Here is a 15,602-nt window from a genome sequence, read left to right as displayed (position 1 = left end):
TGGCGTGACAGGTAGCTTTGGTGTGACGTGCGTGCAGTTTTAGCGGTGGCGCGGCGAGCCTATGCCGCTATGCGCGCCTCAGGTGCGTCTGGGATCACTTGACGGTCTGCACGACCTCGAAGCCCTCGAATTCCGGATGGCTCAGATAGAGCGGGCGGCTCTGGCCGCTGTTGCCGGCGTTGCGGTGCGCGGCGCGGAAGGCGTCCGAGCGCGTCCAGGCCTCGAAGGCCGCGTGGTTCGCCCAGATCGTATGGCTGGCATAGAGCACATGATCCTCGCGCTGCGGACCTTTGAGCAGATGGAACTCGATGAAACCGGGCACCTCCTTGAGATGCGTGTCGCGGCTCGACCAGACTTCCTCGAACGCAGCTTCCGAACCGAGGGCGACCTTGAAGCGATTCATGGCGATGTACATGCGGCAATCCTGTTGGGTGCACTTCGATGGCGGGAGGCCCGCGCGCCTTGAAGCGGATGGCGCGCGCGGCGCCATTCGATTATAGAGGCGCGCGCGCTCACTCCACCGGCAACGCGGCAGGCAGGCGCATGCGATAGAACGAGAGCGCCTGGATGGCGAGCGTGCAGAAAATCGCACTGCCGTAGGCGACCACCATGTGCGTGCGCGTCAACGCGAAACTCAGCACGAAGAAGAATGCCGCAAAGCCGGTAAGGGCCGTCAGCATGCCGCGCATCACCTGCTGCGCCGCGGCGGCGCCGCTGGAGCGATGCGCGAATACCGCGAGGATGATGGCCATGAACGGAAACGAAGCGATCACGCCGGCCGCGCTCGCGCCGACATAAGGCGCGATCAGCGTCACGCTGACGACGAGACCGGCAATCAGCGCCATGCGCAACGGCAGATCCCACCAGGGCGGATCGAACCGGGCGCTCGTCGCCGACGTGTTGGGAATGACGTTGAGCGCCAGCGCGATAGCCAGCAGCGAGAGCAGGAACAGCAGCGCTTGCGGCAGGGCGCTCCATTGCAGAATCGCGGCTACGACGACGAACGCGAGCGCCGCAGCGCTCAACGCGAGACGCCAACCCTGCGCGGCCAGCCGGCAATAGACGAAGCAGAACGCGACTTGCGCGATGGTGGCGACGAGCGAACCCGCCGTGGCCTGGGTGGCGAAGGCCGGACCATGTTCCAGCGCGAGAAACACGGAGATGGGACCCGACGTGAGCGGCATGCCGACGAGCAAACCGCCGACTGCTTCGCCCCAACGGCGCACGGCCAGCGAAGCGGCCACGAGTAACAGCGGCGTGACGATGAGTTTGAAAAGCAGGAGATCCATGATGAGCCAGCGACATTCAATGAAATTGCCCGCTGATATTGAGGGCCGCCACGGCGGCTGACAAACCATTTATCGTCATATAATGCGTGAGTTAAATTCACACATGGCGTCATCGTGTTCGACCGGCTTCCTCCCCTGCAAACACTGCGCGCCTTTGAAGCGACCGGACGTCACCTGAGCATGACGCTGGCGGCTCAGGAATTGCACGTGACGCACGGCGCGGTTAGCCGGCATATCAAGACGCTTGAAAATCACCTGGGTGTCGCGCTGTTTCAGCGGCTGACGCGCCGCATCGTGCTGACCGAGGCGGGGGCGGAATTTCTGCTTTCGGTGACGCGTGTGCTGGGCGAATTGACGAAAGAAGCCGATCGCGTGCGTGCACATGACGGCGTCGAGCGCTTCAAGATCAATGCGAGCGTGTCATTTGCGAATAAATGGCTGGCGCCGCGTTTGCATCGGTTCAAGGCGCGGTATCCGGATCTCGATGTTCATCTCGACGTGACCGATAAATTCGTTGACCTGAACGAAGGTGAGGCCGATGTGGCGATTCGTTACGGCAGTGGGCGTTATCCTCGTCTGCTCGCCGAGCGGGTGCTCGAAGAGACGGTGACGCCGGTTTGCAGTCCGGCTTATCGCGAGAAAATGCGTGGGTTGCGGGCGGTGGATAGTCTTGCGGGTTGCACGTTGCTGCATGAGGATGGCATGTTGGCCAACTGGGAGCAGTGGTTTGCCATGGCCGGCGTCGAGCGTGTGCGTAGTGATCGGGGGCCCGCCTATAGTCATGGGAGTCTGGCTATTGAGGCCGCTATTCGCGGGGAAGGGGTTGCCCTCGGGCGCAGTGTGATCGTTGCCGATGATATCGCCGCCGGGCGGCTTGTTGCGCCGTTTCCTCAATTTCTTTTGCAGGCCGAGCGCGGGCATGATCTTGTTTATCGGATCGGTAGTCGTGATGATCCTAAAGTCTGTGCTCTGCGTAGCTGGCTTGCTGATGAGATTCGGGAATTTCTTCGGCAGGGTTTGTGATTTTTTTTTTCGTGGTTTTTTCTGTTTTGGCCTTTCCTTGTTTTCTTGTCGGTCTATTAGCGTCGCCCCTGTGCGGGGCGGCACCTACTTTTCTTTGCCGCGGCAAAGAAAAGTAGGCAAAAGAAAGCCGCTCACACCGCTAGTGTGACGAAGTCGGCAAACCGCCATTAAGGGGGAAAGGTATAGGAGCATCCGTCACATCGCACCACTAAACAAAGTGACAAGGCCGTCATACATCCGGGGGCGCTACGCGCCCCGTGGGGCATAACGGCAAACCGAAGGTTTGCCAGAATTCGCGAAAATGCCTTCAGTAAGGGCTTTCCCTTGCAGACCCAGCCGCTGCGCGCGTAGCGAGCAGCGGGATGGATGAGTCCTTTGTCACTTCGTTCTGTGGTGCGAGGTGGCAGACGCTCCTATACCTTTCCCCTTGTACGGCGGTTTGCCGACTTCGTCACACTGGCGGTGTGAGCGGCTTTCTTTTGCCTACTTTTCTTTGCCGCGGCAAAGAAAAGTAGGTGCCGCCCCGCACAGGGGCAACGCTAATAGACCGACAACAAAACAAGGAAATGCCAACCCCGCAATAAACCACGAAAAACAAAAGCAAACGCCTAACGCTGAGCCTCGATTCCTATAGAAGCGCGCACGCGCTTAACATCGCTCGCAGAAACGGCGCCCGCATCATTCCCCCATGCAGACCGCACAAAAGTCGCCAATTGAGCGACCTCCTCATCCCCATACCGCCATGCAAAAGGCGGCATAGCGAGCGGCGCAGGCGCGGAAGCGGTGGAAGGCAGCCGCGACCCCGCAAGAATCACAGCGATCAGCGAATCCGGCTGCGCAGCAAGCACCGAAGGATTGCCTGCCAGTGAAGGAAACACGCGCGCAGCGCCTTCCCCATTCTGCCGATGACAAGCCGCACAGCTATCGATATAAATCCGCGCGCCAATATCGTTAGCGTTGCCGGTCATAATCGTGGTGAGCGTGCCATCATCGGCCTTATAAGCCGGCGCAGCAGCATCATTAGAAAGCGGCGTCAGGCTCTTGAGATACACGGCAATAGCATGCAGATCCGCATCGCCAAGATATTGCGTGCTGTGCTCGACCACTTCGCCCATCGGGCCAGTAACAGCGGAATGTTCCGTACGCCCAGTCTTGAGCAAGGCGACGATATCGGCCTCATTCCATTCACCGAGCCCGGTGCCCTTATCGCCCCGAAGATTAACGGGCGAACTGCCATCGATCCGCGCACCCGACAGATAACGCGCGCTGGTGCCATCCAGATCAACCTCCTGAAAGCCCACGCCGCGCGGCGTATGACAAGTGCCGCAGTGCGCCAGCCCTTGCACCAGATACGCACCACGATTCCACTCGACGCTATGCGCATTGTCGGTCTTGAAACGCGAGTCGTCATGAAACAGGCGATTCCAGTAAGCAAGCGGCCAGCGCGCATTGAGCGGCCACGGTATGTCTGCCGCCTGGTTCGCCACCGGAGCTGAGCTCACGCGCGTCGTGAAGTACGCGTAGAGATCGCGCAGATCGCTGTCGCTGACCTTGGCATAGGACGTATAGGGCATCGCCGGATAAAGGTGACGTCCGTCCGGCGTCACGCCCTGGCGCATGGCCAGCGCGAAGTCCTCGAAACTCCAGTTGCCGATGCCGTGCGTTTTATCCGGCGTGATGTTGGTCGAATACACCGCGCCCAACGGCGTGGCGAGCGGCACGCCCCCCGCGAATGGCGCGCCACCTCTTGCCGTGTGGCAGGCCATGCAGTCGCCCGCGCGCGCGAGGTATTCGCCGTGCGCGGCGTTACCGGGCGCCGTAAGCGCCTGGGCGTCGATCGTTACCGCGGGCTTCGCGCGGCTGCCGGCCCACAGGCCGCCCACGACCACGGCGGTCGCAACGAGTGCTACAGAAAGTTTGCGCATGTCGTGCGGCTCCTCAAACCTGGACCATCGGGCCGGGGTTCTTCAAATAGCGCTCGCGAATGTTCGCGGCGGCCCAATAGGCAAGTCCACCCACGAGGCCGGTCGGGTTGTAGCCGATGCCATGCGCGAACACGCTCGCGCCCAGCACGAACACGTTCGATACGTCCCAGCTCTGGAGGTACTTGTTGACCACGGAGGTCTTCGGATCGGCGCCCATCGAGGTGCCGCCGTTCACGTGCGTGCTCTGATACGCCCGCGTGTCCCAGTGCGCGCCCGGTTTGAGAATGCGGCCCGAGATGCTCTTGGGGTTCATCTGCTTGCCGATCTCCATCATCTTGCCCGCCACGTATTCGGAGGCGCGCAGGTCGTTGTCCTGCCAGTCGAGCGTGATGCGCAGCAGCGGTTCGCCATAGGCGTCCTTGTAAGTCGGATCGAGGTCGGCGAAGCAGCCGCGATACGCCATGTTGCTGATCTGCGATTCGATACGGCCCGTGTGCAGGAAGTTATCGGCCACGGCCTGCTTCCATTCGGTGCCCCATTTGGGCGTGCCCTTGGGCAGCGGGATGCCGCGCACCGGGCCGTTGCCGGTCTGCCGGCCCCAGATGATGCCGCCGCCGATGAATCCGAGCGGCCCGTGATCGAAGTTGTCCGCGTTGAATTCCTCGATGGCCTGGCCGCCGCCGCCGGCGCCCATGAACTGGTTGATGTAGACGTCCTTGTCCCAGAACATGTTGACGCTGTTGAGCACCTGGTAGCAGAAGTTGCGGCCCACGGTGCCATCGCCGGTTTCCGCGTTGTACGGTTTGCCGATCTTCGACGACAGCATCAGGCGGATGTTGTGCAACTGGAACGCGCCCAGCACCACCATGTTGGCAGGCTGGAATACTTCGTTACCCTGAGCATCGATATAGGTGACACCGGTGGCCTGTTTGCCGTCCTTGTCCAGTTCGACGCGCAGCACGTGCGAATTCACGCGCAATTCGAAATTGCGTTTGCGCAGCAGGGCCGGAATGATGGCCGTTTGCGGCGAGGCTTTCGAATAGTTCAGGCAGCCGTAGTCGCTGCAAAAGCCGCAGAAGTTGCAGGGTCCAAGCTGGCAGCCATATTCGTTCTGATACGGCCCGGACGCATTGCCCGCGGGCAGCGCAAAGGGCTTGTAGCCCAGCTCGCGCGCGGCCTTTGCAAACAGACGCCCGGTCGGGTGATCGGGCAGCGGCGGCAGCGGGAATTCGCGCGAGCGGTACGCTTCGAACGGATTGCCGCCTTCCTGCGGCTTGCCCTGGATGTTGCCCGCACGGCCCGAGGTGCCGCACACGTATTCCCAGCGGTCGAAATGCGGTTCCAGCTCGTCGTAGCTGACGCCCCAGTCCTGTAGCTGCATGTGTTCGGGAATGAACTTCTCGCCGTAGCGCTCTTTCACGCGGCTAAAGAGGCGCAATTCGTCGGGCATCACGCGCGACTGCACGCCCGACCAGTGCGTGCCCGCGCCGCCCACGCCTTCGCCCGGTTTGAACGAGCCGATCTGGCGATAGGGCAGGGCCGTGTCGTCTTTCGTGTGACGCGTGGTGACGGTGGTTTTCGAGAGATTTTGCAGCAGCGCATTGCGCGCCGAGTATTTGATCTCGTCGACGATTTGCGGGTACGCGAAATTCGGAATCGTGTCGCGACCGTCGCCGCGTTCGAGTGCGACCACGTCGAGGCCCGCGCTGCACAGTTCCATCGCCATGATCGAACCGGTCCAGCCAAAGCCGACGATCACTGCATCGACAGGTTTCTTTTTAATGGTGCTCACTTTGCTTCAACCCCGCTTGCCGTACTGGCTGACCGGTCCGTACGGATACGGTTTCGATTCGCTGACCCACTCGACGTAATCCGCGCGCGCGCCCGGATAGCCGATCATTTTCCACGCGCCCATGTCCTTGTTGCCGCCGTACATCGGGTCGCCGAAATAGCCTTCCATCGTGTTCTTGAGCAGGAAGCCGCTGAAAAACGACTTGAGGTTGAAGTCGTCCTGCACCTTGCCTGCTTCGATATCCTTAAGAAAGGCGATCTGTTGTGCCTTCTCCAACTGGGCGAAGGTCTTGCCGCCGAAATGCGCCTTGCTATAGGCGTCGATCGCGCGAATGCCCAGACGATACTGTTCCTTCGGCGTGAGCTTCGACTGGTAGCCGAACTCGGGCGCGCCCTTCTGGAACGGCCCGTGCATATACCAGCGCGAGGCGTCGCCATAGCCGGTCTGCAACTGGCGGTCGATGTATTGCGGCACGCCCAGTTCCACCGCGCCGGGGCCAACGTGATCTTTCGGGATCAGGCAGTCGCAGGCGGCGTTGACGAAGGCCCATTCGTCGGGTGTGAAATAGCCCGGCTGATAGTGTTCCTGGGCGGGCGTGTCGGGCGGGGGCGCGGAGCGCTTGATGTCGTCCACGGTAGGACGCAGCACGGCGGACGCCGTGCCAACGGCGGCAACGGGCACGATCGCAATCGATCCTTTGAGGAACGAGCGACGACCCGCCTTGTCTGGCGATGTCATGAGAGAGGGGACTCCGGCGAGAGGCGCTTGAGCGCTTGTGATACGTGGGGCGCGCCGCCATAAGGCAAAGGCACGCGCGCCCTGAGACTGGGGGCGTTAAAACGCTGGCTAAAGGAAGCCGAGGCGTCAGGCCACCCGGAAAACCTGCACGGTGTTGCTGAGCTTGCTCGACTGCGTGTCGAGCGCCTGCGCGGCGGCCGTCACCTGTTCAACGAGCGCGGCGTTCTGCTGCGTGACTTCGTCCATCTGCGTGACTGCGGTGTCGACCTGTTCGATTCCGCTTTGCTGCTGTTCCGAAGCCGAGGCGATTTCGTTCATGATCGCCGTGACCCGTTCGACGGCGGTGTGCAGTTCGGACATCGTCGCGCCTGCCGACGACACGAGTTCCGTGCCGTGCGAGACCGTCTCGACCGAGTTCGCGATCAGTTCCTTGATTTCCTTGGCCGCCGCTGCGGAGCGCTGGGCAAGCGAGCGCACTTCGCTCGCGACCACGGCAAAGCCGCGACCCTGTTCGCCCGCGCGCGCCGCTTCCACCGCGGCGTTGAGCGCGAGGATATTGGTCTGGAATGCGATGCCTTCGATCAGCGCGGTGATGTCGGAAATCTTGCGCGAGCTGCCTTCGATCTCGCCCATCGTGCTCACGACACGCTGCACCATGTCGCTGCCGCGCGTGGCGACGTCTGCGGCGGTCTGGGCCAGATCGCTGCCGGTGCGGGCGTTGTCGGTGTTCTGCTTCACCGCCGAGGTGAGCTCGTTCATGCTGGCGGCGGTCTCCTGCAGCGACGCGGCCTGTTCCTCGGTGCGTGCCGACAGGTCGATCATGCCTGCCGCAATCTGGCGCGTCGCGACCGACACGGATTCGCTACCCGAGCGCACCGAGCCCGTGACGTTGCCCAGCTCCTTGCGGGTCTTTTCGATGCTTTCCAGCAGCAGGCCCATTTCGTCATTTCGTTGCGCGCGCACCGTCTGGCTCAGATTGCCCGAGGAGATTTCCTGCAGGCTCTGCAGCGCGTAGTTGAGCGGATTCATGATCGCGGCGCGCAGCATCACCCAGCCGAGACCGGCGGCCAGCAGGCCGAGCACGACCATCACGCCGCTGACGGTCGAGAACAGGTAGAAGTTCGACTCGGCTTCCTCGTAACGCGTCTTGGCATTCTCGTAGAGGTGCTTTTTGACCTCGTTGTTGGCCTCGCTCATCTTGCTGTAGAGGTCCGAGAGCTGCGTCATCGCGATGTTGTCGGCGGTCTCCTTGTCGCCCGCCTGGAGCGCCTTGGTGAACGCGGCCACCGCGTCGCGCATGGCGGTGCGGCGCTCGGTGGTCTTCGCGATCAGCGGCAGCTCGTCGGGCTCGTGCGGCATCTGCTGGAACTTCGACCACCATTCGTCGGAGTTCTTGAAGAAGCCGGCGGCGCGGTCGATCTGGTCGGGCACCGTGGACGCGTCGGGATGCAGCGCCACGCGGTCGAGCACGAGGCGCGTGCGGGCGATGTAGATCTCGGCGTTGTCGATTGCCGTGGATTCGGCGAGCTTGTTGCGATAAGTGTCACGGTTGGCGCTGTTGGCCTTTTCCGTACTGATGAAGCCCAGCACACCGGAAACGGTGAGCAGGGCGGCGAGAAGCGCGAAGGTGAGGGCGATACGCGCTCGAATAGTGAGTGTCATGCGTCTGTACCGGATTGACCAAGGGTGACGCAGCGCAGTTGCCGGCTTGCCGGGGCAGTGGGTCGCTGCGGGCGTACCTCCCTCATATCGTCAATCGTCTGACGATATTTAGGGTGCCCGGCGAAATTTTTAAGAGACTACTGAAAAATTTGTTTGAAATCAGTCTGTAAGCAGGCGAGGAAATTTGTTGTAAGGCGGAAACGTTTGCCAGGCAGTGGGGTGATCTTTCGGATAATTTTGAAAATCATTCAATGGCGCGGCCAATTATCAAACGTGACGGCGGATCGCAGAATGCACTCACACGCACTGCATCACGCGCCCAACCCCGATCACCCGCTCTCAAGGAACCGCCATGAACCTGCAAACCACACTCCGCGCCGCCGCCCTGACTCTCGCCCTGGGCGCTGCGCTGCCCGCCTTCGCCGCCGATACGGCGCCCTCCGCCGACGCCGGGCTCGTAGAGGCGCACGAACTGATCGTCGATAAAAGCTTGCCCGCACAACAGGTTCAGCGGCAGATCCACGCCGCGCGTCTCTATGACACGTTCTGGAGCACCGGCGACGCGTCCCAGGCGCGCGCCGCGCTCGCGCCGGACTTCACCGACCGCACGCTGCCGGCCGGACGGCCCCAGGGTCTTGCCGGCCCGCTGGCTGCCTCGAAGGTCTTTCACGCCGCCGTGCCCGACGTGCATGCGGATGTCGAGCAGATGATCGTTGTGGGCGATCGTGTGGTCACCCATCTGCACTTCACCGGGCATTTCACCGGCACGTTCAATGGCGTGCAGGGCAAGGGGCAGACGGTGGACTTCATCGCCACCGATATCTATCGCATTCGCGACGGCAAGATCAGCGATAACTGGCACCTCGAAGACAACCTGACTTTCCTTCAGCAATTAGGCGTCGTTGCGAAGTGAGTCGATTAACCCGATCGGCTTGTCATGGATTCGATTGTCATTGGCTGAATTCGCAGGGAATGGTCTATGCGCGAAGGCATGGGTTTTCAATTCCACTTCAACGGATGATTCAAGGTGAATTTAAAGGCATCTATTACTTGAAGTAAGCGGTAAGCATATCGCTCGATCAGAAAAATATGCCGTGTACGAAGCCGTTTCGCGATGCGAATGACCGACTCGTAAAAAATGCCTTTAAATATTGAATGCGCATCGCGTGCGGCACAGATTACTCGCGATATTCGTGTTGAATCGCCAATCTGTAACAGGATGTAAGTGTGCTAAAGGTAATGTGACATTGTTCGTATAAATAAAGTGTCGATTCACCAGGTAATTGGCGGGTAATCGATTAATTTCATTTCCCATTTTCTGATGCCCATTCGCGTGAGTGAGTCCGCATGCAGGAGCAAGGTCGATGAAACGAAAGCATCTCCTCGCCGCCGTCGTCGCGGTGCAGATTGCGTTGATGCCGGTTGCGCCACTCGTGCCGCTCGCGCAGGCCGCGGTCTACTCCACTGGGACGGCAACGGCGACCTTCAATGTCACGCTCACGCTACAGGCGAATTGCGCGATTACGGCCAATGCACTCGCCTTCGGCACCAACGGCGTGCTGGGCACGGCGCTCAACCAGCAGACCACATTGAGCGTGACCTGCACGAACACCACGCCTTATAACGTGGGTCTCGATGGCGGCAATGTCACCGGCTCGACCGTGACGAGCCGGCTCATGGCGGGCACGGCCACCGGCAACACAGGCACGACGGTGGGCTTTCAGCTCTATCAGGATTCGGGCCGCACGACGATCTGGGGCAATACGCAGGGCACCAACACGGTGGCCGGCACGGGCTCCGGGGCGGCGCAGACACTCACGGTCTACGGCCAGGTGCCGGCGCAAACCACGCCTAAGCCGGATACCTATCAGACGACAGTCACCGCGACGGTCTACTTTTGACGCGCGGGCTCGCAGGACGCGCCGCGCGCGCCACTGCCGGAGCCGTCGTGGCCGCAGGGTCGTGGCTGTGCTGTGGCGCCGCGATGGCCGCGACATTGCAGATATCACCGGTCACGATCGAGTTCGCTGCGGGTGAGGTCGCGACTGGCCTCACGCTGCGCAATCCCGGCGACACCCCGCTCTATGGTCAGGTGCGCGTGTTCCAGTGGGGACAGGCACAGGGCGACGATGTGCTCACGCCCACGGCCGATGTCATCGCGAGTCCGCCGCTCATCGAAATCGCGCCGCATAGCGATCAGCTCGTGCGCCTCGTGCGCGCGAACGCTTCGTCGTCACAGGGCGCGGGCGCGGCTCCCGATAGCGAGCAGAGCTTTCGCATCCTGATCGACGAGTTGCCCACGCCGGGCACGCCGGGCGCGGAGGGCGTGACGATCCGGCTGCGCTATTCGGTGCCAGTCTTCGTCGACGGGCCAGGCGGCGGGAGCGCGCGGCCGCTGCTTGCATGGCGTCTCGTGCATGGGCCGCAAGGCTATGCGCTGCGCGCCGAAAACGCGGGCACGAAGCGCGCGCAGATCGCCGCGGTGTCGCTGTTCGACGAGGCGGGCCACCGCTGGGATCTGACGCGCGGGCTGCTCGGCTATGCGCTCGCGCGGCAGAGCCGTCAGTGGAGCGTGCCGGTGCCCGCCGATGCGAAATTCGACGGTCAGCTCAAGGTGCGGGCGACGGTCAACACGTTGCCGCTCGAAGGAACGGTGTCGGTCGAGCAGGGAGGCTGATAGCGCGACAAAGAGCGAGGCTGAAAGCGAGACCCCGGCGCGGTGGCTCGTCGGCGCAAGCGTCACCCAGGCGGCGCGCGCCGGAGGACAGCATGAAACGAACGACGAAGAATGAGACGAACTCGGAGCGCTGGGCGCCGTGGCCGGGCGAGGCGCATGGTGTCGATGGCGGCGCTGCTGGCGTTTCTCAGCGCCGCGGCGCATGCGCAAGGACAGTTGATCAACGCAGGCGCGATGGATACGCGTGATCTGTATCTCGAAGTCGATGTGAACGGCCAGCGTACTGCCCAGATCGTGCATTTCCGCCAACTGGGCGGTCATCTTTTCGCGAGCGGCGACGACCTTTCGCAGGTGGGCGTGGCGACGGCGCAGCTCGGTATCGCGAACAGCGCGAACGTCGATCTCGACTCGCTGCCGGGCCTGCATTATCGCTACGATGCGCAGCGTCAGACGCTCGAATTGCAGATCCCGGACGCCATTCGTAAGCCGTTCGCGTTCGATACGCGCGCGGTGTCGGCCATTCCGGCGGCGACCTCGGCGCGCGGCCTGGTATTCAATTACGACGCTTTCGCGCAGGCGGGCTCGGCTTCCGAGTTCGCGCTCTGGAGCGAGGAGCGCTATTTCGATCCAAAGGGAGTGCTAAGCAATACGGGCGTGGCGTATCTCTACCACGACCGTAACGAGTACGTGCGTTATGACACGTCGTGGAGCACGTCGAACGCCACGAATATGAGCACGACGCAGATCGGCGACACGATCTCCTCGTCGCTGGCGTGGACGCGCTCGATTCGCATGGCGGGCCTGCAGTACCGCAGCAATTTCGCCTTGCGGCCCGACCTCGTGACGTTTCCGACGCCCGCGCTGCCGGGCAGCGCGGTGGTGCCGACCTCCGTCGATCTCTACATCAACAGCGTGCGCCAGTATTCGGGCAACGTGCCGAGCGGCCCGTTCATCATCAACGACGTGCCCGGCATTACGGGCGCGGGGCAGGCCACCGTCATCACGCACGATGCGCTGGGCCGCACGATTTCGGCGCAAGTGCCGCTTTATGTGGATACGCGTTTGATGGCGCAAGGACTGTCGAGCTATTCGTTCGAAGCGGGCTTTTTGCGTCGCAATTACGGGCTCGATTCGTTCGACTACGACACGCGGCCCGCCGTGAGCGCGTCGTGGCGGCATGGACTCAACGACCATCTCACGTTCGAAGCGCACGGCGAAGCGACGGGCGGTCTCGTCAACGCGGGCGGCGGCGTGCTGTTCGGGCTCGGCACGGCGGGCGTGCTCAACGGTTCCCTTTCCGGCAGCGGCGGCAAATTCAATGGCGCGCAATTGAGCCTTGGCTATCAATACGTGTCGCAGCGCTTTTCGGTCGATGCGCAGACGATCCGCGCGTACGGCAATTTCGGCGATCTCGGCTCGCGCGATGGGTCGCCGGTGCCGGATATCACCGACCGCGTGACGCTGGCCGTGCCCTTTCTGCGCAACCAGACTTTCTCGGTCAGCTATATCGGCTACAAGATTCCCTCGGCGCCGGTTTCGCAGATCGGCTCGGTTGCGTGGACGTTCAACTTCGGCAACCTGGTGTCGCTGAATCTGAGCGCCTACCAGGACTTCCGGCAACACGATTCGCGTGGCGTGCTGCTCTCCGCGAGCATCGGCCTTGGCGGCAATGCGTCGATCAACGCAACGGTGGGTCGTCAGGACGGCGCCTCCACCTGGAACATCAATGCGCTGCGTCCGCCCGATTATGCGGGCGGCTGGGGCTGGGGCGTGCAGACTGGCGGTACGGGCTCGACGTCCTCGCGCCAGGGCCAGTTGCAGTATCTGGGCCGCTACGGCGAGGCCACGGCGTCGGTGCAGCAGGTGGGCGGGCAGACCATCGGCTCGCTCGATTTGACAGGCGCGGTCGTGGTGATGGACCAGACCGTGCAGCCCGCGCGGCGCATCGACGACGGCTTCGCGCTGGTCTCGACGGATGGCGTCGCGGGCATTCCGGTGTTGCATGAAAACCGCGTGATCGGCGTGACCGATGGCGGCGGCCATCTGCTGATTCCCGATCTCAACGCGTACCAGCACAACCAGGTGGCGATCGACTCGATGCGCCTGCCCGCCGCCGCGCGTATCGACGACACCGCGATGGACATCGTGCCGCAATCGCAGTCGGGCGTGCTCGCGCATTTCGGGGTGACGCGCTATCACGCGGCCTCGATCATCGTGCACGACGGCGACGGCAAGCCGCTGCCTGCCGGTGCGCGCGTGCATCATGTGGAGAGCGGGCACGACACCATCGTGGGCTACGACGGGCTGACGTTCGTCGATGGGCTGGCTGCGCAGAACCATCTGCAAATCGAATCGGGCGACAAGCACTGCGAAGTATCGTTTGCGTGGGCGTCAGATAAGGACGATACGCTGCAAACCATCGGGCCACTTGTTTGCCGCTTGCAGGGTCAGCAAGGTCAGGGGGCGCAGCCGTGAGCGCGATGAAACGCGCGCTGCTGATGCTCGGCGTATGCCTCGCGCTGCTGTTCGCGTCGAGTGGCGCGCGTGCGCAGAGTTGCTCGGCCGTGGTGACACCGCTCAGTTTTCCTTCGGTGAGCCCGATTGCGGGCGTGGCGGTGGCGGCCACCACCAACATCGCCGTGACCTGCACGTGGCCCACGGTGTCGCTCACGCCCGATGTGCTCGTGTGCCTGAATCTGGGCGGAACAAGCCCGCGCGCGCTCACCAATGGCACGAATTCGCTGACCTACGACCTCTATCGAGATTCGGGGCATACGCAACCGTGGGGTTCGGTCTATTCGGGCACGACACCCATTTCGCTCACGATGACCAAGCCGAGCGGCACCACGCTCACCACAAACGTCACCGTGTACGGGCAGGTCAGCAGTTCGCAGCCCACGGTGCCCACCGTCAACAACGCCAGCACGATCTATACGCAGAACTTCGGCGGCACGACAACCTCGATCAACTACGGCTTCTATCTGCTGATCGCGCCGACCTGCTCTTCACTTGGCACGGCCGGCACGTTTCCGTTTTCGGTGAGCGCCACCGTCATCAACAACTGCAATATCACGGCGACCAACGTGGCGTTCGGTTCGGCGGGCGTGCTCAGTTCGGCGCTCAAGGCGACCGGCGCCATTACGACCGTGTGCACCAATGGCGATGCCTTCAAGATCACGCTCAACGGCGGGGCGAGCGGCAATGTCGGCGCGCGTGCCATGCAGCGTTCGGGCGGCGGTGGTTCGGTGAACTATCAGCTGTATCTGGATTCGGGCTATAGCAGCGCGTGGGGTGACGGCACGGGCAGCACGGCCACGCAAGCCGGCACAGGGTCGGGTACGCAGCAGGTCTTCACGGTTTATGGTCAGGTGCCCGCACAAAGCACGCCAGCGCCCGGCAATTACAGCGACACCATTACCGCGACGATTTATTTTTGAATGGAGCGTGAGCGGGCTGGCGCCAAAAATCGAAACTGATAATTGCGAAGAATGCGCTTAATTATTCACGGCTGTCTTTCTAAACTTGGAATGAAATGGCGGGATTCGTTCGCCAATGAGAATTACGAAAGGATCGTTCAGGTCCACATTCCATTCCAGTCACGGAGGAGCACATCATGAACAAGGCCACTTGCGCATTCATCGCGGCCGCTGCTGCACTGACGCTGTCGAGCGTCGCTTACGCACAGAACAATACGCTGGCAACGCCGTCCGTCAAGTCGCCGGTTAGTTCAACACCAGCGACACCCGCAACGAGCGGCTATGGCGCACCAGGCGCCACGAATTCGGAAAGCGGCATGAGCGGCGGGGCGATGAACTCGAACATGCCGAATGGCGCGAATACGGATGCGGGCGCCACGAATGCTTACGGCGTAAACAATACGCTGGCCAGACCGTCCACGAAGTCGCCGGCCGGTCAATAATTCCTCTCGAATCCGCATTCTGTCATAAAGACCGCTGCCTGCACGGCTAGCGGTCTTTTAGTTTGTCATCCGAAATAAATGAATGCACGCGCGCAACGCGCGTGGTTCTGGATGGCGCAACGTCGAATTTCCATCGCCGTGAGACATTTTTACCGCAGTCTCACCGGCCAGACTCAAAACGTCACCGTCCAGAGCGCATTAGCCGTGCGTTGCGCGCCGAATTGCGCGGCTGACGTCATCCGCATCGGCGACGCGTCGGCCGGCGAGACGAGATAGGGCTCGCCGTGCAGACAACTGACGGCAGGCGCAACGCGGTCGTCGGCCGTGCTCACAAGACAGCTTTGCTGGACGACGAGACTCACGACCATGGCGGCCGGAGCGGGCTCGGCGGCGTCGCCGGTGGCGAGAACCGAGAGGCTGAGCGCTAGCCCGGAGGCCAGCGCCAGCCAGTGGCGGATAGTGGGGAAAGAACGGGGCATGTCCGGAAACGATTCAGGGTTGCGTGGCGGCCTGCGCCGCGCGATGCGGAAACAGCGTCTACCCGTTTGTCGGCAGCGCGGCGCAAAAGTTGAGCGCT

Annotated in this window: 14 protein-coding genes and 1 pseudogene; 7 read left to right on the top strand and 8 right to left on the bottom strand. The window is 62.3% G+C overall.

Annotated features, from left to right (window positions below; genetic code table 11):
* Positions 1-94: 94 nt before the first annotated feature.
* Together U5782_RS14485 and U5782_RS14480 are read right to left on the bottom strand one after the other, a co-directional pair.
* Positions 95-415 (bottom strand): antibiotic biosynthesis monooxygenase, encoded by a 321-nt coding sequence (locus U5782_RS14485; protein WP_322044515.1) that lies wholly within the window; start codon positions 413-415, stop codon positions 95-97.
* A gap of 97 nt (positions 416-512) precedes the next feature.
* Positions 513-1,289, bottom strand: coding sequence for a hypothetical protein (locus tag U5782_RS14480; RefSeq protein ID WP_322044514.1), 777 nt, complete (start codon positions 1,287-1,289; stop codon positions 513-515).
* Positions 1,290-1,403: 114 nt separating this feature from the next.
* Here U5782_RS14480 and gcvA point away from each other — a divergent pair, with 114 nt between their 5' ends.
* Positions 1,404-2,312 (top strand): transcriptional regulator GcvA, encoded by a 909-nt coding sequence (gene gcvA, locus U5782_RS14475; protein ID WP_322044513.1) that lies wholly within the window; start codon positions 1,404-1,406, stop codon positions 2,310-2,312.
* A gap of 608 nt (positions 2,313-2,920) precedes the next feature.
* On the opposite strand, the gene U5782_RS41635 is transcribed toward gcvA, so the two are convergent.
* From U5782_RS41635 to U5782_RS14455, 5 genes and pseudogenes are all read right to left on the bottom strand, one after another.
* Entirely contained in the window at positions 2,921-3,259 is a 339-nt protein-coding gene (locus U5782_RS41635) for a c-type cytochrome (RefSeq protein ID WP_415914327.1), read from the bottom strand.
* Between the two features lie 99 nt (positions 3,260-3,358).
* Positions 3,359-4,237 (bottom strand): annotated as a pseudogene (locus U5782_RS14470) (c-type cytochrome); the annotation flags it as partial.
* 13 nt (positions 4,238-4,250) lie between these two features.
* Positions 4,251-6,029 (bottom strand): GMC family oxidoreductase, encoded by a 1,779-nt coding sequence (locus U5782_RS14465; protein ID WP_322044511.1) that lies wholly within the window; start codon positions 6,027-6,029, stop codon positions 4,251-4,253.
* Between the two features lie 6 nt (positions 6,030-6,035).
* A complete protein-coding gene (locus U5782_RS14460; RefSeq protein ID WP_322044510.1) occupies positions 6,036-6,767 on the bottom strand; it encodes a gluconate 2-dehydrogenase subunit 3 family protein in 732 nt (243 codons plus the stop codon).
* 126 nt (positions 6,768-6,893) lie between these two features.
* Entirely contained in the window at positions 6,894-8,429 is a 1,536-nt protein-coding gene (locus U5782_RS14455) for a methyl-accepting chemotaxis protein (protein ID WP_322044509.1), read from the bottom strand.
* Between the two features lie 352 nt (positions 8,430-8,781).
* Here U5782_RS14455 and U5782_RS14450 point away from each other — a divergent pair, with 352 nt between their 5' ends.
* The 6 genes from U5782_RS14450 (at position 8,782) to U5782_RS14425 (ending at position 15,025) form a co-directional block, all read left to right on the top strand.
* The gene (locus U5782_RS14450) at positions 8,782-9,342 is read left to right on the top strand and encodes an ester cyclase (protein ID WP_322044508.1); all 561 of its coding nucleotides are present in this window, start codon (positions 8,782-8,784) and stop codon (positions 9,340-9,342) included.
* Positions 9,343-9,844: 502 nt separating this feature from the next.
* Positions 9,845-10,330: a spore coat U domain-containing protein gene (locus U5782_RS14445; RefSeq protein WP_322044675.1), complete on the top strand. Its 486-nt coding sequence runs from the start codon at positions 9,845-9,847 to the stop codon at positions 10,328-10,330.
* A 47-nt stretch (positions 10,331-10,377) separates the two neighbouring features.
* A complete protein-coding gene (locus tag U5782_RS14440; protein WP_322044507.1) occupies positions 10,378-11,106 on the top strand; it encodes a molecular chaperone in 729 nt (242 codons plus the stop codon).
* Between the two features lie 111 nt (positions 11,107-11,217).
* Positions 11,218-13,581, top strand: a complete 2,364-nt coding sequence (locus U5782_RS14435) for a fimbria/pilus outer membrane usher protein (protein WP_322044506.1) — start codon at positions 11,218-11,220, stop codon at positions 13,579-13,581.
* A 5-nt stretch (positions 13,582-13,586) separates the two neighbouring features.
* Complete coding sequence (locus tag U5782_RS14430; RefSeq protein WP_322044674.1) at positions 13,587-14,543, top strand: spore coat U domain-containing protein; 957 nt, start codon at positions 13,587-13,589, stop codon at positions 14,541-14,543.
* A gap of 176 nt (positions 14,544-14,719) precedes the next feature.
* Positions 14,720-15,025 (top strand): hypothetical protein, encoded by a 306-nt coding sequence (locus U5782_RS14425; protein WP_322044505.1) that lies wholly within the window; start codon positions 14,720-14,722, stop codon positions 15,023-15,025.
* A 173-nt stretch (positions 15,026-15,198) separates the two neighbouring features.
* Here U5782_RS14425 and U5782_RS14420 read toward each other — a convergent pair whose 3' ends face one another.
* The gene (locus U5782_RS14420) at positions 15,199-15,504 is read right to left on the bottom strand and encodes a hypothetical protein (RefSeq protein WP_322044504.1); all 306 of its coding nucleotides are present in this window, start codon (positions 15,502-15,504) and stop codon (positions 15,199-15,201) included.
* Positions 15,505-15,602 lie beyond the last annotated feature (98 nt).

It is taken from the genome of Paraburkholderia sp. J67, assembly GCF_905220265.1.
Classification (GTDB): Bacteria; Pseudomonadota; Gammaproteobacteria; order Burkholderiales; family Burkholderiaceae; genus Paraburkholderia.
Note: the sequence above shows the minus strand (reverse complement) of the source record. Positions and strands in the feature narration are given on the sequence as shown.